The organism is Serratia sp. SM04, from assembly GCF_040280225.1.
GTDB classification, from domain to species: Bacteria; Pseudomonadota; Gammaproteobacteria; order Enterobacterales; family Enterobacteriaceae; genus Serratia; species Serratia sarumanii.
This window is the reverse complement of the sequence record NZ_JBEOQT010000008.1, coordinates 83,046-106,369: the sequence shown is the minus strand read 5'-3', so window position 1 is coordinate 106,369 and position 23,324 is coordinate 83,046. Positions and strand designations below refer to the sequence as shown.

Here is a 23,324-nt window from a genome sequence, read left to right as displayed (position 1 = left end):
AAAATTAAGCGAGGATCCGGGTGCCAATCGACACGCCGTTAAACAAAGCAGGAAGCTGATCGGCATGGCGCCAGCTGGCGATATCCACCGGGCGGCCGAGGGTGCGGGCAGCGTCGAGCGCCGCATTCACCTTCACCACCATACCATCGGTGATAATGCCTTGCGCGATCAGTTGTTCCGCTTTTTGCGCCGTCATTTCCGCAATGCGTTGCCCCTTGCCGTCGAGGATGCCGCTGACGTCCGACAGCAGGATCAGATCCGCCCCCAGCGTCGCCGCCAGCGCCGTCGCCGCCTGATCGGCGTTCACGTTCATTAACTGCCCATCGGCGGTGATGCCGATGGAGCTGACAACCGGCAGGTAGCCGGCGCTCAGCAGGATATTGAGCAGCGCGGGGGAACCGGGCTGCGCGTTGCCGACGTGGCCCAATGCCGGATCGAGTGGGGTCACGACTGCGCTGCCGCCGTCCGCCAGGCTCAGGCCGACGGCGTTGATTTGGTGTTTAATCGCCCACGCCAGCAGCGTTTTGTTGGCGGTGCCGGCCAGCGCGCCGGTGATGATGTCGATCTGATCGGCCGGCGTGACCCGCAGGCCGTTCTTTTTCACCACCGGCAAAGAGAGTTGCTTCATCAGTTCGTCCACCACGCAGCCGCCGCCGTGCACGATCACCAGCGGGCGCTGATGCTGCTGCCGGTAGCTGTCCAGCGCGGTAAACAGACGCTCCAGCGCTTCTTCACTGTCTAATAACACGCCACCTAACTTGATAATTAACGGGTTCATTGCTGTTTACTCACGCTGGTTTAAAGGAGTGACTGGGTTTCCGGGAAGCCGAAACGGATATTCAGGCATTGCACCGCCTGTGCCGCCGCGCCTTTCAGCAGGTTGTCTTCCACCGCCACGGCAATCAGATGCTCGCCCTGCACCGCAAAGCCGATGTCGCAGAACGGCAGCCCCACCACCGCTTTCAGCGCCGGCACGCCCTGGTCGTACAGCCGCACCAGCGGCTTGTCGTCATAGGCGGCGTGATAGGCGGCGGCCACGTCCTGCGCGGTCACGCCGGCCTTCAGGCGGCAGGTGATAGTTTCAAGGATGCCGCGCGGGAAGTTGCCCAGGTGCGGCGTAAAGATGACCGGCACGCCCAGGTGCGCGGCGATCTCCGGCTGGTGCCGGTGGGTGAAAATACCGTACGGCTGCAGGCTCACTTCGCAGAAGCTGGTGGTCATGCTGGCCTTGCGCCCGGCGCCGCTGACGCCGCTGGTGGCGTTGATCACCGGCCACTGGTCGAGGTTCAGCAGCTGTTTTTCGATCAACGGTTTCAGCGCCAGCTGCGCCGCCGTCGGGTAACAGCCCGGCACGGCAATCAGCTGCGCCTGTTTAATCTTGTCGCTCTGCCATTCCGCCAGGCCGTACACCGCCTGCTCCAGCAGGGCGCCATGCTGATGCTCGAAACCGTAGTACTGGCTATAAAAATCGGCGTCCTGCACGCGGAAGGCGCCCGACAGATCGAACACCACGCAGCCCGCCGCCAGGAAGGCCGGTGCGATATCGTGGCTGACTTCATGAGCGGTGGCGAGGAACACCACGTCGATGCCCTGCGCCGCCTTGGCGACGTCGGTCAACGGCTGCAGCGGCAGATCGACGATGCCTTTCAACTGGGGATGGAGATCGGAAAGCAACTTTCCTGCATCTGCACTTTGCGCTGAAACCGCTAAAGCGGTTATGTTCATGTGTGGGTGGCGATTCAGGTAAGCCGTGAGCTCCGCTCCGGCGTAACCGCTGGCACCAACGATCAGCGTATTCAACATGTGGCCTTTCACCTTCTAAACTGACGTGCGGTCGCTTGCGACCCAGGTAACAGGGCTAGCCAGCGTTGTTGCGCCGTTCACCCACGGAGCCTGGCGTTGATGCTTTTATAAACATCCGGGTATCGGGTTCCCTTACGCGTCGGCTTACTGTATTTTTATTCAAAATAAATGCATGAATATTGATACTATCCTAACCAAAGGCTGTCAACAGTGAAGATGAAATTACCTCCATTTATTGAGCTGTACCGGGCGTTGATCGCAACGAAGTCGATCAGCGCCACCGATGCCGGCCTCGATCAGAGCAATGAGGCGTTAATCAACTTGCTGGCCGGCTGGTTTGCCGACCTGGGCTTTCGCGTCGACGTGCAGCCGGTGCCGGAATCGCGCCACAAATTCAACCTGCTGGCCAGCATCGGCGAAGGCAGCGGCGGCCTGCTGCTGGCCGGCCATACCGATACGGTGCCTTACGACGAAGGCCGCTGGACGCGCGATCCCTTCACCCTGACCGAGCACGACAACAAGCTCTACGGCCTGGGCACCGCCGACATGAAAGGCTTCTTCGCCTTTATTCTGGATGCGGTGCGCGACATCGACGCGAGCAAATTGACCAAGCCGCTGTACATTCTGGCGACCGCAGATGAAGAAACGACGATGGCCGGCGCGCGTTATTTCGCCGCCTCCACCGCCATTCGTCCGGATTTCGCCATCATCGGCGAACCGACCTCGCTGCAGCCGGTGCGCGCACACAAGGGCCACATGGCCAACGCCATTCGCATCGTCGGCCAGTCCGGCCACTCCAGCGATCCGGCGCGCGGCGTCAACGCCATCGATCTGATGCACGAATCCATCGGCCACCTGATGGAGCTGCGCAAAACCCTGCAGGAGCGCTACAACAATCCGGCGTTCGCCGTGCCTTATCCCACCATGAACTTCGGCCATATCAGCGGCGGCGACGCGGCCAACCGCATCTGCGCCTGCTGCGAGCTGCACCTGGATATCCGCCCGCTGCCCGGCATGACGCTCGACAACATCAACGAGCTGATGCATCAGGCATTGGAGCCGGTGAGCCAACGCTGGCCGGGCCGCCTGACCATCGAAGAGCTGCACGCGTCGGTGCCGGGTTACGAATGCCCGACCGACCACCGCATGGTGGCGGTGATCGAGGAGCTGCTGGGCACCCGCACGCAGGTGGTCAACTACTGCACCGAAGCGCCGTTCGTGCAGCAGGTCTGCCCGACGTTGGTGCTCGGGCCCGGTTCCATCGATCAGGCCCACCAGCCGGACGAATACATCGACACCGCGTTTATCGAACCGACGCGCAAACTGCTGGGCCAGCTGGTCAATCACTTTTGCCGGCAGTAAACCCGACATTTAACAGGGGAAACGCGCTATGCTTCCCCTAACTCAAAATAAGTAGAAAACGGCGAAATAAGCCACGCTGATAACCGATGCGGCGTAATTAAATTTCAGAAAATGCGCCGATTTTGATGTTTTTTTGCTAAAAATAGTGTCAATTGACGATTGGACAGGAACGCGATGTGATCAGGCAGGCGGTCTGCGCCTGACGCGTGAAATTTATTTACAAGATAAAAATCATACAGAACTGGGTCAGGGGTTATATGAACGAACAATATTCGGCAATGCGCAGTAATGTCAGTATGCTCGGCAAATTGCTCGGCGATACCATCAAAGAAGCGCTGGGCGAGCATATTCTCGATCGCGTTGAGACCATCCGTAAGCTTTCCAAATCTTCACGCGCCGGCAACGAAGCGCATCGCCAGGAGCTGCTCTCCACCCTGCAGAACCTGTCCAACGACGAGCTGCTGCCGGTGGCGCGCGCCTTCAGCCAGTTCCTCAACCTGACCAACGTCGCCGAGCAGTACCACAGCATTTCGCCCAACGGCGAAGCCGCCAGCAACCCGGAAGCGCTGGCGCAGCTGTTCAGCCGTCTCAAAGACAAAAAGCTCAGCGACAAAGAGCTGCAGCACGCGGTGTCGCAACTTTCCATCGAGCTGGTGCTGACGGCGCACCCGACGGAGATCACCCGCCGCACCCTGATCCACAAGCTGGTGGAGGTCAACACCTGTCTCAGCCAGCTCGATCACAACGATCTGGCCGACTACGAGCGCAACAAGATCATGCGCCGCCTGCGCCAGCTGGTGGCCCAGTCGTGGCACACCGATGAAATTCGCAAACATCGCCCTTCCCCGATCGACGAAGCCAAATGGGGCTTCGCGGTGGTGGAAAACAGCCTGTGGGAAGGCGTGCCGGCGTTCCTGCGCGAGTTCAACGAGCAGTTGGAAAACTCCATCGATTACAGCCTGCCGGCGGAAGCGGTGCCGGTGCGCTTCACCTCCTGGATGGGCGGCGACCGCGATGGCAACCCGAACGTGACCGCCGAAATTACCCGCCATGTGCTGCTGCTCAGCCGCTGGAAAGCCTGCGACCTGTTCACCCGCGATATTCAGGTGCTGGTCTCCGAGCTGTCGATGACCGAATGTACCCCGGAGCTGCGCGCCCGCGCCGGCGGTGACGAGGTGCAGGAACCGTACCGCGAAATCATGAAGCAGCTGCGCAGCCAGCTGATGAGCTCCCAGGCCTATCTGGAAGGCCGCCTGAAAGGCGAACGCGTGCTGAAGCCGCACGACCTGCTGGTGAACAACGAGCAGCTGTGGGAGCCGCTGTATGCCTGCTACCAATCGCTGCAGGCCTGCGGCATGGGCATCATCGCCAACGGTCAGCTGCTGGATACCCTGCGCCGCGTGCGCTGCTTCGGCGTGCCGCTGGTACGCATCGACGTGCGCCAGGAAAGCACCCGCCATACCGAGGCCATCGCCGAGCTGACCCGCTACCTGGGGCTGGGCGACTATGAAAGCTGGTCGGAAGCCGATAAACAGGCGTTCCTGATCCGCGAACTGAACTCCAAACGCCCGCTGGTGCCGCTGAAATGGCAACCGAGCGCCGACACGCAGGAAGTGCTGGAAACCTGCCGGGTGATCGCCGAAGCGCCGCAGGGCTCGATCGCCGCCTACGTGATTTCGATGGCGCGCACGCCTTCCGACGTGCTGGCGGTGCACCTGCTGCTGAAAGAGGCCGGTTGCCCGTTCGCGCTGCCGGTCGCTCCGCTGTTCGAAACCCTCGACGATCTGAACAACGCCGACGACGTGATGACTCAGTTGCTGAACATCGACTGGTATCGCGGCTTTATTCAGGGCAAACAGATGGTGATGATCGGCTACTCCGACTCGGCGAAAGACGCCGGTGTGATGGCCGCTTCCTGGGCGCAGTACCGCGCGCAGGACGCGCTGATCAAAACCTGTGAAAAGGCCGGCGTGGCGCTGACGCTGTTCCACGGCCGCGGCGGTTCCATCGGCCGCGGCGGCGCACCGGCGCATGCGGCGTTGCTGTCGCAGCCGCCGGGCAGCCTGAAGGGCGGCCTGCGCGTCACCGAACAGGGCGAGATGATCCGCTTCAAATTCGGCCTGCCTGAAGTCACCATCAGCAGCCTGGCGCTGTATGCTGGCGCGATCCTCGAGGCAAACCTGCTGCCGCCGCCGGAACCGAAGAAAGAATGGCGGGCGCTGATGGACGATCTGTCAGACACCTCCTGCCGGATGTATCGCGGCTACGTGCGTGAAAACCCGGACTTCGTGCCTTACTTCCGCGCGGCTACGCCGGAGCTGGAGCTGGGTAAACTGCCGCTGGGCTCACGCCCGGCCAAACGCAAGCCGAACGGCGGCGTAGAGAGCCTGCGCGCCATTCCGTGGATCTTCGCCTGGACGCAGAACCGCCTGATGCTGCCGGCCTGGCTCGGCGCCGGCGCCGGATTGCAGGAGGCGGTGAAAGCCGGCAAACAGGCGGAACTGGAGGCGATGTGTCGCGACTGGCCGTTCTTCTCCACCCGCATCGCCATGCTGGAAATGGTGTTCGCCAAGGCCGACCTGTGGCTGGCGGAATACTACGATCAGCGCCTGGTGGATAAATCGCTGTGGCCGCTGGGCCAACAGCTGCGCGATCAGCTGGAAAGCGACATCAAGGTGGTGCTGACCATCGCCAACGATGCGCACCTGATGGAAGACCTGCCGTGGATCGCCGAATCCATCGCGCTGCGCAACGTTTATACCGACCCGCTGAACGTCTTGCAGGCCGAGCTGCTGCACCGTTCGCGCCAGCAGGAGCAGCCGGACGCCCGCGTCGAGCAGGCGCTGATGGTCACCATCGCCGGCGTCGCCGCCGGGATGCGCAACACCGGCTAGTGAGCCTCATCGCGGCCCCGTTTATCGGGGCCGTTTTTTTATGTCTTGTCTTCCCCACAAAAAAAGGGCGCCGCGGTAAGCGACGCCCTTTTCAATGGAACAGGCCTGTCAGGCGGCTGCCACCGGGCGCACGCCCAGCGTGTGGCAGATGGCGTAGCTCATCTCGGCGCGGTTCAGCGTATAGAAGTGGAAATCTTTCACGCCTTCGCGGCTGAGGATCTTCACCATGTCCATGGCGATGTTGGCGCCGACCATTTTGCGGGTTTCCGCATCGTCGTCCAGCCCTTCGAACATGCTGGTCATCCAGCTTGGCACCCGCACGTTGGTCATGGTGGCGAAACGCTGCAGCTGCTTGAAGTTGGACACCGGCAGAATACCCGGCACGATTTCCACGTCGATACCAGCGGCGACGCAGCGGTCGCGAAAACGCAGGTAGCTCTCGACGTCAAAGAAGAACTGGGTGATGGCGCGGCTGGCGCCGGCGTCGATCTTGCGCTTCAGGTTGATTAAGTCGGCCTGGGCGCTCTTCGCCTCCGGGTGCACTTCCGGGTAGGCGGCGACGGAAATGTCGAAGTCGCCCACGTCTTTCAGCAGCGCCACCAGATCGGTCGCGTACATGTCCGGCTTGCCGCCGCCCGGCGGCAAATCGCCGCGCAGCGCCACGATATGGCGAATGCCGCTGTTCCAATAATCGGCCGCGATGTCGCGCAGCTGCGCCGGGCTGGCGTCGATGCAGGTCAGGTGCGGCGCCGCCTCCAGGCCGGTGCGCTCCTTGATCCCCTTGATGATGCTGTGGGTGCGATCGCGCTCGCCGGAGTTGGCGCCGTAGGTGACGGAAACGAATTTGGGTTTGAGGATGCTCAGACGATCGATCGACTGCCACAGGGTCTCTTCCATCTCGCTGGTGCGCGGCGGGAAGAACTCGAATGATACGTTAATCTGGCCGTTCAACTCCGCCAGACTCTGATTCAGCGCTTCCCGCTGGTTTGCGTGGAAAAAACTCATACCCTGCTCACCTCTTATCAATCACTGTTTTTTTCATCTTTATGAGCGTCTATACGTTTAGACGTCTAGATAGAAAATGCCGCATGTTGGCTAAAGAGTCAACAGGAAAATGAGGGGAATAAGATGATTAATCTTCACCCGCTCAACGAGGGAATTTCATGACGGCGGCAGGGATAAGTATGGCAGGAAAAGCAAAGGGGCGCGGTGAACCCGCGCCCGCAGAGGATTAAAGCAGCTGCGCCAACCGGTTAAGGTCTGACTGGATCGCTCCGGCGGTTACGTCGCGGCCGGCGCCCGGCCCGCGGATCACCAGCGGATTATCGCGATACCAGCGGCTTTCGATGGCGAACACGTTGTCGCACGGCAGCAACGAGGCCAGCGGATGCTCAGGACGCACCGCCTCCACGCCGACCCGCGCCTTGCCGTTGGCGTCGAAACGCGCCACGTGACGCAGCACCAGGCCCATTTCGCTGGCGGCCTCAAAGCGCTGCTGCATCTGCTGGTTCAGCGCCTCGCCGTTCTCGAAGAACTGATCGACGGAGCCCTGCTCGCAGCCCGCCGGCACCAGCGACTCGACCCGCACCTGGTTAGGTTCGATGTCGTAGCCCGCTTCGCGCGCCAGGATCACCAACTTGCGCATCACATCCTGGCCGGAGAGATCGACCCGCGGATCCGGTTCGGTCAGCCCCTGCTGCCAGGCCTGATCCACCAGCTCGGTGAACGGCACCGTGCCGTCATACTGCAGGAACAGCCAGGAAAGCGTGCCGGAGAAAATGCCGCTGATCGCCAAAATGCTGTCGCCGCTGTCGCGCAGATCGCGCACCGTGTGGTTGACCGGCAGACCGGCGCCGACGGTGGCGTTGTACAGCCAGTGGCGGCCGGTTTTGGCGAAGGCGTCGCGGATTTGGCGATAGGTATCGCTGCACGAGGCTCCCGCCAGCTTGTTGGCGCTGATCACGTGGAAACCGTAGCTGGCGAAATCCAGATACTGCCCGGCCAGCTCTTCGCTGGCGGTCACGTCGAGCACCACCAGATCGTCGAACGGGTGCGCGCGCATCCACAGGAACAGCGACTCTTCGTCGAGCGCCTGCGCCTCGTCCTCAAAGAACGCCAATGCGCGGCTGGCGTCCAGCCCTTCGTAGTTCAGCAGGCTGCGGCGGCTGTCCACCACCCCCGCCAGGATAAATTCGAAGCCGCTGCGCGCGGAAATATTGGTCTGCTCGCGGGCAAACAGCTCCAGCCAGCGCGACCCAATGTTGCCCTTGCCGAACAGCACCAGACCGATGCGCTTCTCGGCGCGGAACAAGCTTTGGTGCAGCCCCTGGATCAGCAGCGCGGTCGGCCCCTGGCGCAATACCGCCACCAGGCTGATGCCATCTTCCGCCTGCCAGATAAATTCGACCGGCTGATCTTTCAGCTGCTGATAGAAGCGATGGCTGTGCAGCGGGTTCTTGCACACCCCGGCGCCGACCATAGCCACCAGCGCCAACCCTTCGCGCAGGTGCAGTTCACCCGGCAGCGCCGAGGCCTGCAGGATCGCCAGCGCGCTGTTGACCACCTCGGAGGTGTAGCACAGCTGCACCCGATTGCGATCAGGATGGATGCCCACCGCCAGCGGTTTGATCTGCGCGCGCTTGAGCACCAGATCCAACTCTTTCTGCGCCAGTTTGAAGTCATGCTGAGCGGCGACGTGCAGCTCAATCAGACACACGTCATCGTGGCTGGTGACAATCTTGGCACCGGTGCCGGACGCCAATACGCGCTCGATGCGCGTCGAGCCCTGCTCCGGCTGGTAGCTGCAGCGCAGTTGAAGATCGATATCGCTGCCGGAGACCGGCTGCAGGGTGCGGGTATGCAACACCGGCGCCGCCAGGCGCGCCAGCTCGCTGGCTTCGTCCAGGCGCAGCAGCGGCAGCAGGCAGGCGTCTTTCACCTTGCGCGGGTCGGCGCTGTAAACCCCGGCCACGTCGCTCCAGATGGTGACGCGCGCCGCGCCGGCCAACGCGCCGACCTGAGTGGCGGAGTAGTCGCTGCCGTTACGCCCCAACAGCACGGTTTCCCCGGCGTCGTTGCGCGAAATGAAGCCGGTCACCACCAGGCGCTTGCCCGGATGTTGAGCCAACAATTGCTGCAGCAGCGGATAAGAACGGCCTTCATCTACCTGCGGCTGCGCGGCGCGCTCGGCGCGCAGGAAGTCACGCGCATCCAGCCAGGCCGCCTGCATATCCAGGTGGTTGAGCACCGCCGCCATCAGGCGCGCCGACCAGATCTCGCCGTGCCCGACCACTTCGGCATAGCACACCTCGTCGACTTTGCCGTCCAGCAGCACCGCCAGACGTTCCAGATCCTGAATAAACTCGGCGATCAGCGGCTCGGCGCTTTCCGGCGGCAGCAGGCCGCTGATAAGATCGCTGTGATAACGACGCAACGTCTGCTGCACCTGGTGCGCAGACAGGCGATCGCTCTGGCTGAGCTTCAGCCAGTTGATCAACTGGTTGGTGGTACTGCCGGCGGCCGATACCACCATCATGTCGCCCGGCTGGCTGTATTCCGCCATAATCCCGGCCACACGCAGATAACACTTCACATCCGCCAGACTGCTGCCGCCAAACTTGTGCAGTTGACGCCCACTCACCGGCCCTGCTACAGCAATTGCATTCATGCTTACCTCGTTGCCGCCGCCTGGAAAGCGCGTTCCAGATCGGCAATCAAATCTTCACTGTCTTCAATACCCACGGAAATGCGCAGCAGGCTCTCGGAGATGCCGGCCGCTGCCCGCGCCTCCGCCGCCATGCCGGCGTGGGTCATGGTCGCTGCATGCGAGATCAGGCTTTCTACGCCGCCCAACGATTCTGCCAGAGTAAACAGCTCAAGGGCAGAGAGAAAACGGCGCAGCACCGCTTCATCGCCGTCCAGTTCAAAACTCAGCATCGCGCCGAAACCGCGCTGCTGCCGGCGGGCGATCTCATGCCCCGGATTCTCCGGCAGGGAGGGATGATACAGCTTTTTCACCAACGGTTGCTGCTGTAAATAGTCAACAATCGCTTCAGCGTTTTGCTGCGCCGCCTTGATGCGCGGCGACAGCGTGCGCATGCCGCGCAGCAAAAGATAGCTGTCAAACGCGCCGCCGGTCACGCCGATGTTGTTCGCCCACCAGGCCAGCTCGACCGCCAGCTCGGGATCTTTGGCGATCACCGCCCCGGCCACCACGTCCGAATGCCCGTTCAGGTATTTGGTGCACGAATGGACCACCAGATCGGCACCGAGTTCGATCGGCTGTTGCAGGGCCGGGCTGAGGAAGGTGTTGTCCACCACCGTCAACGCGCCCGCCGCGTGCGCGGCGGCGCAGATCGCCGCGATATCCACCACCCGCAGCAGCGGGTTGCTGGGGCTTTCGATCAACACCAGCTTCGGCTTTTGCGCCAGCGCCTGTTGCAGGGCGGCTTCATTACCCTGATCGACAAACAGCACGCGATAGGCACCGCGTTTGCTCAGGCTGTCGAACAACCGATAGCTGCCGCCGTAGCAGTCGTGCGGCGCCACCAGCAGATCGCCGGGCTTCAGCAGCACGGTGGTCACCAGATGGATCGCCGACATCCCGCTGCCGGTCATCACCGCGCCGGCGCCGCCTTCCAGCTCCGCCAACGCGCGTTGCACCACGTCGCGCGTCGGGTTGCCGCGGCGCGAGTAATCATGGGCTCGGGGTTGGTTGAAGTCGGTAAAGTTATAGGTGCTGGACAGATGAATCGGCGGGACAACGCAGCCGTACTGTTCGTCGTCGTTCAGGCCGCTGCGTACGGCAATCGTGGCTGGTTTACGCGTCATGGGCTCGCTCGGCTCTCGGTTCGGTGAATGAGGCCTAAAGAGTAATCGCAGGATTAATGGACGTCAATACATCTGGACATCTAAACTTCTCTGCGTATAGATTGAGCAATGGCACAATACCCGCTAAAATTATGCCGATATGACATGACGATAAGATGTTAAGCCGCAATGCCCGGCCGAGGCGGGGCATTCAGTGACCCTGGTCGCGTAAAATTGACATTTATTTAGTGAGAACAGTGAAGATCGGGCATAATTGGCCGGTTTTTAGAATTATGTAATTTTTCTGACAAAGTTAAGGTGTCCCATGGCTGAGTGGAACGGCGAGTATGTCAGCCCTTACGCTGAACACGGTAAAAAAAGCGAGCAAGTCAAAAAGATCACGGTATCCATTCCGCTGAAGGTCCTGAAAATCCTCACCGACGAACGGACCCGTCGCCAGGTGAACAACCTGCGCCACGCCACCAACAGCGAACTGCTGTGTGAAGCGTTTCTGCATGCCTTTACCGGCCAGCCGCTGCCGAACGATGAAGACCTGCGCAAAGAGCGCAGCGATGAAATTCCGGAAGCCGCGAAAGTGTTGATGCGCGAACTGGGTGTCGACCCCGATACCTGGGAATATTGAGAACCGCCCGGCGAACGCTGGCGGCAGAAACGAAAAAAGGCGCCAAAGGCGCCTTTTTCATCGGACGATAAGAAATCTTATTTCTTAGCGCCTGGTACGCTGAAACGCTTGTTGAAGCGGTCAACGCGGCCACCGGTAGCAACGTCACGCTGCTTGCCAGTGTAGAACGGGTGGCATGCGCCACAAACGTCCAGGTTCAGATCGTGGCCCACGGTGGAGCGGATCTTCATCACGTTACCGCAAGAGCAGTTAGCAGTAACTTCTTCGTATTTTGGGTGGATACCTTGTTTCATGGGAAACCTCAGTTAAGGCCGTGTCGCTATCCAGCCCTGTTTCGCCAGACACCACACGTGGTTGATAATAGAATTTTGGTATCGAATTATACCAAAGGCGGCAAATTATACAGCATTAGCCGGGGCGCGCAATCGGAACCGTACATTTGCCGATGCGCCGTGTAAACTGATGCCCACTTTTTTCAATTTGGATGAGATCATGCCCGTCGTACACGTTGCCTTGCCGGTCCCCCTCGCCCGCACCTTCGACTATCTGCTGCCGCCCGGCATGCAGCCGGTGGCCGGCGCGCGCGTGGGCGTGCCCTGGGGCAGGCAGCATGCGATCGGCATCGTCACCGGCTGCAGCGACACCAGTGAACTGCCGCTGGACAAGCTCAAACCGATCGACAGCGTGATCGACGCCGAATCGCTGTTCTCCCCCAGCCTGTGGCGCATCCTGCGCTGGGCCAGCGATTACTATCACTACCCCATCGGCGAGGTGCTGTTCCATGCGCTGCCGATCCTGCTGCGGCAAGGCAAACCGGCCGAGGCCGCGCCGCTGTGGCAATGGTTCGCCACCGAAGAGGGGCGCGCCACCCCGCCCGAAAGCCTGAAACGCGCGCCGAAACAGCAGCAGGCGCTGGCGGCGCTGCTGCAACGCCCGGTCTATCGCCACCAGGTCAGCCAGCTTGAGCTGACGGAAAGCGCCCTGCAGGCGCTGCGCGCCAAAGGGCTGATCGATCTGCGCGCTCAGGTCGCGGATACGCACGACTGGCGCCCCAACTTCGCAGTGCTCGGCGAGCGGCTGCGGCTGAACACCGAGCAGGCTACCGCCGTCGGGGCGATCAGAAGCGAGGATGAGCAGTTCGCCGCCTGGCTGCTGGCGGGGGTAACCGGCTCCGGCAAGACCGAAGTCTACCTCAGCGTGCTGGAAAACGTGCTGGCCAAAGGCCGACAGGCGCTGGTGCTGGTGCCGGAAATCGGCCTGACGCCGCAAACCATCGCCCGCTTTCGCGAGCGCTTCAACGCGCCGGTAGACGTGCTGCACTCCGGGCTGAACGACAGCGAACGGCTGGCGGTTTGGCTGCGCGCGCGCAGCGGCGAAGCCGCCATCGTCATCGGCACCCGTTCGGCGCTGTTCACGCCGTTCCGTCAGCTGGGCGTAATCATCATCGACGAAGAGCATGACAGCTCTTATAAACAGCAGGAAGGCTGGCGCTACCACGCCCGCGATCTGGCGGTGTTCCGCGCCCGGGAAGAGGACATCCCGATGGTAATGGGCTCCGCGACCCCGGCATTGGAAACGCTGCACAACGTGCAGCTGGGTAAATATCGCCAGCTGAAGCTCACCCAGCGCGCGGGCAACGCCAAACCGGCGGCGCAGCACCTGATCGATCTAAAGGGGCTGCCGCTGAAGGTCGGCCTGTCGCAACCGCTTTTGAAAAGCATGCAGCACCATTTAAAAGCCGGCAATCAGGTGATGCTGTTCCTCAACCGCCGCGGTTATGCCCCGGCGCTGCTTTGCCACGAGTGCGGCTGGATCGCCGAATGCCAGCGCTGCGATCACTACTACACCTTCCACCAGCATCAGCGCCAGCTGCGCTGCCACCACTGCGACAGCCAGCGGCCGGTGCCGCACCAGTGCCCACAGTGCGGCTCCACTCACCTGGTGTCGGTCGGCGTCGGCACCGAACAGCTGGAGCAGGAGCTGGCGCCGCTGTTCCCCGACACGCCGATCACCCGCATCGATCGCGACACCACCAGCCGCAAGGGCGCGCTTGAGCAGCACCTGGCGGATATCCATCGCGGCGAAGCGCGCATTCTGATCGGCACGCAGATGCTGGCCAAGGGTCACCATTTTCCCGACGTCACCCTGGTGGCGTTGCTGGACGTGGACGGCGCGCTGTTCTCCGCCGACTTCCGCTCCGCCGAGCGTTTCGCTCAGCTGTATACCCAGGTCTCCGGGCGGGCCGGCCGCGCGGGCAAACAGGGTGAAGTGCTGCTGCAAACCCACCATCCGGAGCACCCGCTGCTGCAGGTACTGCTGCAACAGGGTTACGACGCCTTCGCCAAACAGACGCTGGCGGAGCGCAACAGCGTGTTTCTGCCGCCTTACACCAGCCACATCATCGTGCGCGCCGAAGATCACGACAACCAGCAGGCCCCGCTGTTCCTGCAGCAGCTGCGCAACCTGCTGGAAGCCAGCCCGCTGAAGGACGATTCGCTGTGGGTGATGGGCCCGGTGCCGGCGCTGCAGTCCAAACGCGGCGGCCGTTTCCGCTGGCAGCTGCTGCTGCAGCACCCGACGCGGCGCGTCCTGCAACAGCTGATGAAAAGCTCGCTGCCGCTGATCGGCACCCTGCCGCAAACGCGCAAGGTGAAATGGACGCTGGATGTCGATCCGATCGACAGCTGATCCCGGAAAAGTCCGATTTAGCTGCCGCAGTGCAAACGTTTACCCTTGAAATTGCGAGCGAACGCTAAAAAACCTTCTCAGGTCACATTTTTTATGCAAATTAGGTAACAAAGGCGGGGCGTATTCTGTTTAGAATGTCTGCGAGGGCAAATTTTGTCGCCACATCGCAGCGCGACGGAGTGCCCGAACGCGAGTGGCGCTCAATGACAACAATTTCGCCACCGCATGCCGGACATTGTGAGCAAACAGCAGTAGTGGCGTCGGCATGGGGCTGACGCAAGGAGAAAGGCGTTGGAACACAAGAAAGAGTTATCCATGGCGACCATGAAAGACGTCGCCGAAATGGCGGGCGTTTCAACGGCTACCGTATCGCGTGCGCTGATGAACCCGGAAAAGGTGTCAACGCCGACGCGCCAGAAAGTGGAACAGGCCGTCCTGGCCGTGGGTTATTCTCCTCATGCTCTGTCACGCAATATCAAGCGCAACGAATCCCGCACCATCCTGGTGATCGTGCCCGACATCTGCGATCCGTTTTTCGCCGATGTGATCCAGGGGATCGAACAGACCGCCGCCCAACAAGGCTATCTGGTGCTGATCGGCGACTGCGCGCAGCAAAACCAGCAGGAGCGCACCTTCGTCAATCTGATCATCACCAAACAGATCGACGGCATGCTGCTGCTGGGCTCCAACCTGCCGTTCGACGCCAGCAAGGAAGAGCAGCGCAACCTGCCGCCGATGGTGATGGCCAACGAGTTCGCTCCCGAGCTGGAACTGCCGACGGTGCACATCGACAACCTGACCGCCGCCTTTGAAGCCGTGCATTATTTACATCAATTGGGCCACCGGCAGATCGCCTGCGTCGCCGGGCCGGAACAGATGCCGCTGAGCCATTATCGGCTGCAGGGTTACGTTCAAGCGCTACGTCGTAATGGCATTACCGTCGAAAGCAGCTATATTACCCGGGGTGATTTTACCTACGAAGCCGGCGCGCAAGCGCTGACGGCACTGATGGCTCAGCCGAAACCGCCGACGGCGGTGTTCTGCCACAGCGACGTCATGGCGATCGGCGTGCTGTCCCAGGCGAAGAAAATGGGGCTGCGGGTGCCGCAGGATCTGTCGATCGTCGGCTTTGACGACCTCAAGCTGGCGCAGTATTGCGATCCGCCGCTGACCACGGTGGCGCAGCCGCGCTTCCAGATCGGCCAGCAGGCGATGTTGTTGCTGTTGGAGCAGTTGAACGGCCAGACGGTGGCCAGCGGCTCCCGGCTGTTGGACAGTGAATTGATTATCAGAGGCAGCACCGCTGCCCCGAAACGCTAGTCAAATATTTTAGGGTTCAGTAACATGACGGACTTATCCTTTCATCAGGACACAGCGGAATAATAGTGGCACAAAAAGACTATGTAAGCCGTGGGCGCGCAGCAGGAGCTAAGCGTAAAACCCCCAGCCGTAAAAAACGCAGTTCTCCGAAGGTTTCCAAAACCGTGCTGGCGTTAGCCGCCGCGTTGCTGGTTGTCTTTGTCGGTGGCCTCTATTTCATTACGCACAACAAGCCGGAAGACGCGCCGTTGTTGCCTGCGCACACCACGCGCCCCGGCAACGGCCTGCCGCCGAAGCCGGAAGAGCGCTGGCGCTACATCAAAGAGCTGGAAAACCGGCAGATCGGCGTGCAAACCCCGACCGAACCGACGGCCGGCGGCGAGCTCAATTCCAAAACTCAGCTGACCGCCGAACAGCGCCAACTGCTGGAACAGATGCAGGCCGACATGCAGCAGCGCCCGACGCAGCTGAACGAAGTGCCGTATAACGATCCGGGCCAGGCCAACGCGCGCAGCACTCGCCAGCAGCAGCAGATGCAACAACAGCAAATGCAGCAGCAGCCGGTGCAGCAACAGCAGCAGGTCAGCCAGCCGCCGCGCAACCCGTTCAACAACGGGGCCACCACCGCGCCGGTGCAGCCGCACCCGCAGCCAAAACCGACTACCCAGCAACCGGTACAGGTGAAACAGCCTGAGCCGAAGCCGCAACCGAAACCGGAGCCCAAACCGGAAGTGAAACAGGAAACGGCCAAGCAGGAAACCAAACCGGAATCAAAACAGAAGTGGATGGTGCAATGCGGTTCGTTCCGCGCCACCGATCAGGCTGAATCCGTGCGTGCGCGCCTGGCGTTCGAAGGCATCGAGAGCCGCATCACCGCCGGCGGCGGTTGGAATCGCGTGGTGCTCGGCCCGTACAGCAGCCGCGCCGCCGCGGACAAAACCCTTTCGCGCCTGAAGGGCGTCGGCATGTCGAGTTGCATTCCCCTCTCCGTTGGGGGTTGAAAAGCGTCAATCCCCCCCCATCTATACTCTCAATATGCCTCGTAGCGTCTGCGAAAGCAGGCGCTGCGGGGGCTTCTTTCCGTCTTTAACGAGGGTCTGCTCGTGACAACAATTGTAAGCGTACGCCGCAACGGCCAGGTCGTCATCGGTGGTGATGGCCAGGCAACCCTGGGTAATACGGTGATGAAGGGTAACGTCAAGAAAGTGCGTCGCCTGTATAACGACAAAGTGATCGCCGGTTTCGCCGGTGGCACCGCTGACGCCTTCACGCTGTTTGAACTGTTTGAACGCAAACTGGAAATGCATCAGGGCCACCTGGTGAAAGCCGCCGTCGAGCTGGCGAAAGACTGGCGCACCGACCGCATGCTGCGCAAGCTCGAAGCGCTGCTGGCGGTCGCCGATGAAAACGCTTCGCTGATCATCACCGGCAACGGCGATGTGGTGCAGCCGGAAAACGATCTGATCGCCATCGGCTCCGGCGGCCCTTACGCTCAGGCCGCAGCCCGCGCCATGTTGGAAAATACCGAGCTGAGCGCCCGCGACATCGTTGAGAAATCCCTCAACATCGCCGGCGACATCTGTATTTACACCAACCATTTCCACACCATTGAAGAATTGCCTTCCAAAGCGTAAGGATCGAATACCATGTCTGAAATGACCCCGCGCGAGATCGTCAGCGAACTGGACAGCTATATCATTGGCCAAAACAAGGCCAAACGCGCTGTCGCCATTGCCCTGCGCAACCGCTGGCGCCGGATGCAGCTCAACGAGATGCTGCGTCACGAAGTGACCCCGAAAAACATTCTGATGATCGGCCCGACCGGCGTCGGTAAAACCGAAATCGCCCGCCGTCTGGCGAAGCTGGCCAACGCGCCGTTCATCAAGGTTGAAGCCACCAAGTTCACCGAAGTGGGCTATGTGGGCAAAGAAGTGGACTCCATCATCCGCGATCTGACCGATGCCGCCATCAAAATGGTGCGCATGCAGTCGATCGAGAAAAACCGCACCCGTGCCGAAGAGTTGGCCGAAGAGCGCATTCTCGACGTGCTGATCCCGCCGGCCAAAAACAACTGGGGCCAGCCGGAAGAAAATCAGGAACCGTCCGCCGCCCGCCAGGCATTCCGCAAGAAACTGCGCGAAGGCCAGCTGGATGACAAAGAGATCGAAATCGATCTGGCCGCCGCGCCGATGGGCGTGGAAATCATGGCGCCTCCGGGCATGGAAGAGATGACCAACCAGCTGCAGTCGATGTTCCAGAACCTCGGCGGCCAGAAGCAAAAACCGCGCAAGCTGAAGATCAAAGAAGCCTTCAAGCTGCTGGTAGAAGAAGAAGCCGCCAAGCTGGTGAACCCGGAAGAGCTGAAAGAGCAGGCGATCGAAGCGGTTGAACAGCACGGCATCGTGTTTATCGACGAGATCGACAAAATCTGTAAGCGCGGCGGCCAAAGCTCCGGCCCGGACGTCTCGCGCGAAGGCGTACAGCGCGATCTGCTGCCGCTGGTGGAAGGCTGCACCGTGTCCACCAAGCACGGTATGGTGAAGACCGACCACATCCTGTTCATCGCTTCCGGCGCGTTCCAGACCGCCAATCCGTCGGATCTGATCCCGGAACTGCAGGGCCGTCTGCCGATCCGCGTTGAGCTGCAGGCGCTGACCACCGAAGACTTCGAGCGCATCCTGACCGAGCCGAGCGCGTCGCTGACCGAGCAGTACAAAGCGCTGATGGGCACCGAAGGCGTCAACATCGAGTTCACCGCCGACGGCATCCGCCGCATCGCCGAAGCCGCGTGGCAGGTCAACGAAAGCACCGAGAACATCGGCGCGCGTCGTCTGCACACCGTGCTTGAGCGTCTGATGGAAGATATTTCCTACGAGGCGAGTGAAATTAATGGCCAATCCATTACAATTGATGCGGATTACGTGCGCAGTCATCTGGATGAACTGGTGGCGGATGAAGATTTGAGTCGTTTTATCCTATAATCGCTCAATCTTTGTCTTGTCAGTCATCTGTGTGGGAGGCATTGCCTCCCACAATTATTTCTAACGGACACCGCAACTTACTGACAGAAGCGAAACATGAGCTCATCGACCCCCACCACCCCGATCTCCGCCTGGCTGGAAAGTCTACGCCCCCGCACCCTGCCGTTGGCCTTTGCCTCCATCGTGGTCGGTTCGGCAATCGCCGCCTGGCACGGCAGCCTGAAACCCGAAGTGGCGCTGCTGGCGCTGTTGACTGCCGGCCTGCTGCAGATCCTCTCCAATCTGGCGAACGACTACGGCGATGCCGTCAAAGGCAGCGACAAAGAAGATCGCATCGGGCCCTTGCGCGGCATGCAAAAAGGCATGATCACCCAGGCGCAGATGAAACGGGCGCTGGTGGTGACGGTGGTGCTGATCGCCCTCGCCGGCTGTTCGCTGATCGCCGTCGCCTGCGAGCAACCCAGCGACGTGGTGGGCTTCCTGGTGCTGGGCGGGCTGTCTATCGTGGCGGCCATCACCTATACCGTCGGCAACAAACCCTACGGGTATTTGGGGCTGGGCGATATCTCGGTGCTGGTGTTCTTCGGCTGGCTGAGCGTGGCCGGCACCTACTATCTGCAAACGCACACCTTCGACAGCGTCGTGATGCTGCCGGCCACCGCCTGCGGTCTGCTGGCGACGGCGGTGCTCAACATCAACAATCTGCGCGATATCGAGAGCGATCGCGAAAACGGCAAGAACACGCTGGCGGTGCGTCTCGGCCCGCACAAGGCGCGCATTTACCATGCCCTGCTGCTCGGCGGCGCGGTGCTGTGTTTCGCGCTGTTTACGCTGTTCAATCTCCACAGCCCGTGGGGCTGGCTGTTCGTGCTGGCGATCCCGCTGCTGGTGCGCCACGGCCTGCGCGTACTGCGCGATCCGACGCCGGTCGGCATGCGGCCGATGCTGGAGCACATGGTCAAGGCGGCGTTGCTGGCCAACCTGCTGTTCGCCATCGGCGTGGCGCTCAGTTAAAAACTGATGATTTTGCCAACAGGGCGAATAAAGGGATATACTGAACATTCCAGCGGCAAACAGACGTAAAATCCTATGAAATACGATACTTCCGAACTTTGCGACATCTATCATGAAGAGGTGAACGTTGTTGAACCTCTGTTCTCCAATTTTGGCGGGCGTACTTCATTTGGCGGGCAGATCACCACGGTGAAATGCTTTGAGGATAACGGCCTGTTGTTCGATCTGCTTGAAGAAAACGGCCGCGGCCGCGTGCTGTTGGTCGACGGCGGCGGTTCGGTACGCCGGGCGCTGATCAACGCCGAACTGGCGCGCCTGGCCGCCCAGAACGAATGGGAAGGCATCGTGGTGTACGGCGCGGTGCGTCAGGTGGACGATCTGGAAGAGCTCGACATCGGCATTCAGGCGATGGCGGCGATCCCGGCGGGCGCGGTAAGCGAAGGCGTGGGGGAAAGCGATATCCGCGTCAACTTCGGTGGCGTCACCTTCTTCTCCGGCGATCACCTGTATGCCGACAACACCGGCATCATCCTCTCCGAAGACCCGCTCGACATCGAGTGATTTTCGGTCATGAAAAAGGGCGCCGCAGGCGCCCTTTTCGTTGCTGCCTGACGTGAGGAATCAGACCTCTTCCATTTTGCCCAGCAGAGCGCGCAGGCGATCTTGCCATACGTGCTGTTCTTCTTTCAGCTGTTGGTTTTCGCGCACCAGCGCTTCGTGGTTGCCGGAGGCAGCCTGAACTTCCTGCGACAGAGAGTTGTTTTTGTCTTTCAGCTCTTCAATTTCCATCTGCAACAAGGTGATGGTATCAATCGCCTGCTGTACTTTTGCTTCCAGTTTCTCAAATACTTCAAATGACATGCTTCAGTCCCCTCATGATAGCAAGGCGTACATCTATAAGTAGCGGCCGCAACGTCGGCTGCAGCTACTGCGAATATTGCATCGCGCTCAGTGACGCGCGCCGTTATGGAAGGCGCGCCAGTCTCGATTCGTTAAAAACGATTGTAAGTAGCCAGTCTCCGCCTGTCTAGCAACATACCGGATCATCGCGCAGTCTGTTGCAATTTTCCTGCCTCCGCCATCAGCAAAAACTGAAAATCCCCGCCGCCGCCGCCGCGAGTTGTTAACGCCCCTCGCCAAACCACTGGTCAGATCACACTTTTATGGCTCAGAAAGAACACTAAACGACGCGAAATCGCTCAATTTTATGACGAGCTACACACATTTTGATTTCGCTATTTCTCGTTTATGTTCGTTAACGATAAATTTACATCACGTCCTCATTCAATAATTGGACGAGATGAAAAAAACTGTGCCCATAGGTCAGATGTATACCTAACTGAGCCTATAAACCAACAACCGCCGTTTTGCAGGACAACAACATTATGAGCCAAACCACCAGTCCGACATTAAAAGGCCAGTGCATCGCCGAGTTCCTCGGCACGGCGCTGCTGATCTTCTTTGGCGTAGGCTGCGTTGCCGCGCTGAAACTGGCAGGCGCCAGCTTCGGCCAGTGGGAAATCAGCATCATTTGGGGCCTGGGCGTCGCCATGGCCATCTATCTGACCGCCGCCATTTCCGGCGCGCATCTCAACCCCGCGGTCACCCTCGCTCTGTGGCTGTTCGCCTGCTTCGACGGGCGCAAAGTGGTGCCTTACATCATTGCGCAGATCGCCGGTGCCTTCTGCGCCGCCGCCCTGGTCTATGGGCTGTACTACAACCTGTTCTTCGACTTCGAAGCGGCTCACCACATGGTGCGCGGCAGCAACGAAAGCCTCGAGCTGGCCGGCATCTTCTCGACTTACCCTAACGCGCATATCTCCGTCGGCCAGGCCTTCCTGGTAGAAATGGTGATCGCCGCCATTCTGATGTGCCTGATCCTGGCGCTGACCGACGACGGCAACGGCATCCCGCGCGGCCCGCTGGCGCCGCTGCTGATCGGTATTCTGATTGCCGTGATCGGCGCCTCTATGGGACCATTGACCGGCTTTGCGTTGAACCCGGCGCGTGACTTCGGGCCGAAACTGTTCGCCTACCTGGCCGGCTGGGGCAAAGTCGCCTTCACCGGCGCACGCGACATCCCGTACTTCCTGGTGCCGATCTTCGCCCCTATCGTCGGCTGTGGCCTGGGCGCTTTCGGTTACCGCGCGCTGATTGGCCGCCACCTGCCGTGCGACGTCTGCGTGACGGAAGAAGAGCCCGACGCCAAGACCCAGCAGCGCAAAGCATGATGGGTGCAGTTTTACACGGTTAACAACAGCAGGATAATTACCATGACTGTAGAAAAAAAATACATTGTCGCACTCGACCAAGGGACCACCAGCTCACGCGCCGTCGTGCTCGATCACGACGCTAACATCGTTGCAGTATCGCAGCGCGAATTCCCGCAGATCTATCCCAAGGCCGGCTGGGTTGAGCACGACCCGATGGAAATCTGGGCGTCGCAAAGTTCGACGCTGGTAGAAGTGCTGGCGAAAGCCGACATCAGTTCCGATCAGATCGCCGGCATCGGCATCACCAACCAGCGCGAAACCACCATCGTCTGGGAAAAAGAGACCGGCAAGCCGATTTACAACGCCATCGTCTGGCAGTGCCGCCGCACCGCCGACATCTGCGAGAAGCTCAAGCGCGACGGCCTGGAAGAGTACATCCGTCACAATACCGGCCTGGTGGTTGACCCGTACTTCTCCGGCACCAAGGTGAAGTGGATCCTGGACAACGTCGAAGGCGCCCGCGAGCGCGCCAAGCGCGGCGAACTGCTGTTCGGCACCGTCGACACCTGGCTGGTGTGGAAAATGACCCAGGGGCGCGTACACGTTACCGATTACACCAACGCCTCACGCACCATGATGTTCAACATCCACGAGCTGGACTGGGATGAACGCATGCTGGAAGTGCTGGATATCCCGCGCGCCATGCTGCCGAAAGTCCGTCCTTCCTCCGAGGTGTACGGCCAGACCAACATCGGCGGTAAGGGCGGCACGCGTATTCCTATCGCCGGTATCGCCGGTGACCAGCAGGCGGCGCTGTACGGCCAGCTGTGCGTTCAACCGGGCATGGCGAAGAACACCTACGGCACCGGCTGCTTCCTGCTGATGAACACCGGCAAAGAAGCGGTGCGTTCGAAAAACGGCCTGCTGACCACCATCGCCTGCGGCCCGCGCGGCGAAGTGAACTATGCGCTGGAAGGCGCGGTGTTCATCGGCGGTGCGTCTATCCAGTGGCTGCGCGACGAGCTGAAACTGATCAGCGACGCCGCCGACTCCGAATACTTCGCCACCAAGGTGAAAGACAGCAACGGCGTCTATGTGGTGCCGGCCTTCACCGGCCTAGGCGCCCCTTACTGGGATCCGTACGCCCGCGGTGCCATCTTCGGGCTGACCCGTGGCGCCAACAGCAACCACATCATCCGCGCTACGCTGGAATCCATCGCTTTCCAGACCCGTGACGTGCTGGACGCTATGCAGGCCGACGCCAACACCCGCCTGCAATCGCTGCGCGTGGACGGCGGCGCGGTCGCCAACAACTTCCTGATGCAGTTCCAGTCCGATATTCTCGGCACTCGCGTAGAACGCCCCGAAGTGCGTGAATCGACGGCGCTGGGCGCCGCGTTCCTGGCGGGCCTGGCCATCGGCTACTGGAACGATCTGGATGAAGTGAAGAGCAAAGCGGTGATTGAACGCGAATTCCGCCCAAGCATCGAAACCACCGAACGCAACTACCGCTACGGCGGCTGGAAAAAAGCGGTGGCGCGCGCTCAGGCGTGGGAAGATCACGAGTAATCCCGAAGCTGCCGTTTCACCAACAAGC

19 protein-coding genes are annotated in these 23,324 nt (G+C 60.8%); 12 read left to right on the top strand and 7 right to left on the bottom strand.

The genetic code is table 11. The features are described 5' to 3' along the window. Positions 1 to 4: 4 nt before the first annotated feature. Together argB and argC are read right to left on the bottom strand one after the other, a co-directional pair. Entirely contained in the window at positions 5 to 778 is a 774-nt protein-coding gene (gene argB / locus ABTW55_RS13190) for an acetylglutamate kinase (protein WP_060423749.1), read from the bottom strand. 20 nt (positions 779 to 798) lie between these two features. After that, positions 799 to 1,803 carry an N-acetyl-gamma-glutamyl-phosphate reductase gene (argC, locus tag ABTW55_RS13185; protein ID WP_033636428.1) on the bottom strand — a complete coding sequence of 335 codons (1,005 nt, stop codon included), beginning with the start codon at positions 1,801 to 1,803 and terminating at the stop codon, positions 799 to 801. A gap of 216 nt (positions 1,804 to 2,019) precedes the next feature. Here argC and argE point away from each other — a divergent pair, with 216 nt between their 5' ends. Beyond that, on the top strand, positions 2,020 to 3,165 hold the full coding sequence (argE, locus tag ABTW55_RS13180) for an acetylornithine deacetylase (protein ID WP_060423745.1): 1,146 nt from the start codon (positions 2,020 to 2,022) through the stop codon (positions 3,163 to 3,165). 257 nt (positions 3,166 to 3,422) lie between these two features. Then, positions 3,423 to 6,059 carry a phosphoenolpyruvate carboxylase gene (gene ppc / locus ABTW55_RS13175; protein ID WP_033638623.1) on the top strand — a complete coding sequence of 879 codons (2,637 nt, stop codon included), beginning with the start codon at positions 3,423 to 3,425 and terminating at the stop codon, positions 6,057 to 6,059. Between the two features lie 108 nt (positions 6,060 to 6,167). On the opposite strand, the gene metF is transcribed toward ppc, so the two are convergent. The 3 genes from metF to metB all read right to left on the bottom strand — a co-directional run bounded on the left by metF (position 6,168) and on the right by metB (position 10,889). Then, on the bottom strand, positions 6,168 to 7,064 hold the full coding sequence (metF, locus tag ABTW55_RS13170; protein ID WP_033636430.1) for a methylenetetrahydrofolate reductase: 897 nt from the start codon (positions 7,062 to 7,064) through the stop codon (positions 6,168 to 6,170). Between the two features lie 226 nt (positions 7,065 to 7,290). Then, positions 7,291 to 9,726, bottom strand: a complete 2,436-nt coding sequence (locus ABTW55_RS13165; protein ID WP_033649894.1) for a bifunctional aspartate kinase/homoserine dehydrogenase II — start codon at positions 9,724 to 9,726, stop codon at positions 7,291 to 7,293. Between the two features lie 2 nt (positions 9,727 to 9,728). Next, positions 9,729 to 10,889, bottom strand: coding sequence for a cystathionine gamma-synthase (metB, locus tag ABTW55_RS13160; RefSeq protein ID WP_033645215.1), 1,161 nt, complete (start codon positions 10,887 to 10,889; stop codon positions 9,729 to 9,731). 304 nt (positions 10,890 to 11,193) lie between these two features. Here metB and metJ point away from each other — a divergent pair, with 304 nt between their 5' ends. Further along, positions 11,194 to 11,511 carry a met regulon transcriptional regulator MetJ gene (gene metJ, locus ABTW55_RS13155; protein WP_006317756.1) on the top strand — a complete coding sequence of 106 codons (318 nt, stop codon included), beginning with the start codon at positions 11,194 to 11,196 and terminating at the stop codon, positions 11,509 to 11,511. Between the two features lie 77 nt (positions 11,512 to 11,588). On the opposite strand, the gene rpmE is transcribed toward metJ, so the two are convergent. Continuing rightward, on the bottom strand, positions 11,589 to 11,804 hold the full coding sequence (gene rpmE / locus ABTW55_RS13150) for a 50S ribosomal protein L31 (RefSeq protein WP_004931078.1): 216 nt from the start codon (positions 11,802 to 11,804) through the stop codon (positions 11,589 to 11,591). 199 nt (positions 11,805 to 12,003) lie between these two features. Here rpmE and priA point away from each other — a divergent pair, with 199 nt between their 5' ends. The 7 genes from priA to rraA all read left to right on the top strand — a co-directional run bounded on the left by priA (position 12,004) and on the right by rraA (position 20,075). After that, entirely contained in the window at positions 12,004 to 14,199 is a 2,196-nt protein-coding gene (gene priA, locus ABTW55_RS13145) for a primosomal protein N' (RefSeq protein ID WP_033654545.1), read from the top strand. Positions 14,200 to 14,490: 291 nt separating this feature from the next. Further along, positions 14,491 to 15,519, top strand: a complete 1,029-nt coding sequence (cytR, locus tag ABTW55_RS13140) for a DNA-binding transcriptional regulator CytR (RefSeq protein WP_004931082.1) — start codon at positions 14,491 to 14,493, stop codon at positions 15,517 to 15,519. Positions 15,520 to 15,584: 65 nt separating this feature from the next. Then, positions 15,585 to 16,520 (top strand): cell division protein FtsN, encoded by a 936-nt coding sequence (gene ftsN / locus ABTW55_RS13135; RefSeq protein WP_033654538.1) that lies wholly within the window; start codon positions 15,585 to 15,587, stop codon positions 16,518 to 16,520. A gap of 102 nt (positions 16,521 to 16,622) precedes the next feature. Beyond that, positions 16,623 to 17,153 (top strand): ATP-dependent protease subunit HslV, encoded by a 531-nt coding sequence (hslV, locus tag ABTW55_RS13130; RefSeq protein ID WP_033649891.1) that lies wholly within the window; start codon positions 16,623 to 16,625, stop codon positions 17,151 to 17,153. Positions 17,154 to 17,165: 12 nt separating this feature from the next. After that, entirely contained in the window at positions 17,166 to 18,500 is a 1,335-nt protein-coding gene (gene hslU, locus ABTW55_RS13125; RefSeq protein WP_060423742.1) for an HslU--HslV peptidase ATPase subunit, read from the top strand. Positions 18,501 to 18,596: 96 nt separating this feature from the next. Beyond that, on the top strand, positions 18,597 to 19,514 hold the full coding sequence (locus tag ABTW55_RS13120; protein WP_033636436.1) for a 1,4-dihydroxy-2-naphthoate polyprenyltransferase: 918 nt from the start codon (positions 18,597 to 18,599) through the stop codon (positions 19,512 to 19,514). A gap of 75 nt (positions 19,515 to 19,589) precedes the next feature. Beyond that, entirely contained in the window at positions 19,590 to 20,075 is a 486-nt protein-coding gene (gene rraA / locus ABTW55_RS13115) for a ribonuclease E activity regulator RraA (protein ID WP_004931090.1), read from the top strand. A gap of 60 nt (positions 20,076 to 20,135) precedes the next feature. On the opposite strand, the gene zapB is transcribed toward rraA, so the two are convergent. Next, positions 20,136 to 20,375 carry a septal ring assembly protein ZapB gene (gene zapB / locus ABTW55_RS13110; RefSeq protein WP_004931092.1) on the bottom strand — a complete coding sequence of 80 codons (240 nt, stop codon included), beginning with the start codon at positions 20,373 to 20,375 and terminating at the stop codon, positions 20,136 to 20,138. A gap of 524 nt (positions 20,376 to 20,899) precedes the next feature. On the opposite strand from zapB, the gene ABTW55_RS13105 reads away from it, so the two are divergent. Both ABTW55_RS13105 and glpK read left to right on the top strand, forming a co-directional pair. Next, positions 20,900 to 21,745: an MIP/aquaporin family protein gene (locus ABTW55_RS13105; RefSeq protein WP_004931095.1), complete on the top strand. Its 846-nt coding sequence runs from the start codon at positions 20,900 to 20,902 to the stop codon at positions 21,743 to 21,745. Positions 21,746 to 21,787: 42 nt separating this feature from the next. Further along, positions 21,788 to 23,296 (top strand): glycerol kinase GlpK, encoded by a 1,509-nt coding sequence (glpK, locus tag ABTW55_RS13100; protein WP_033649890.1) that lies wholly within the window; start codon positions 21,788 to 21,790, stop codon positions 23,294 to 23,296. Positions 23,297 to 23,324: the final 28 nt, after the last annotated feature.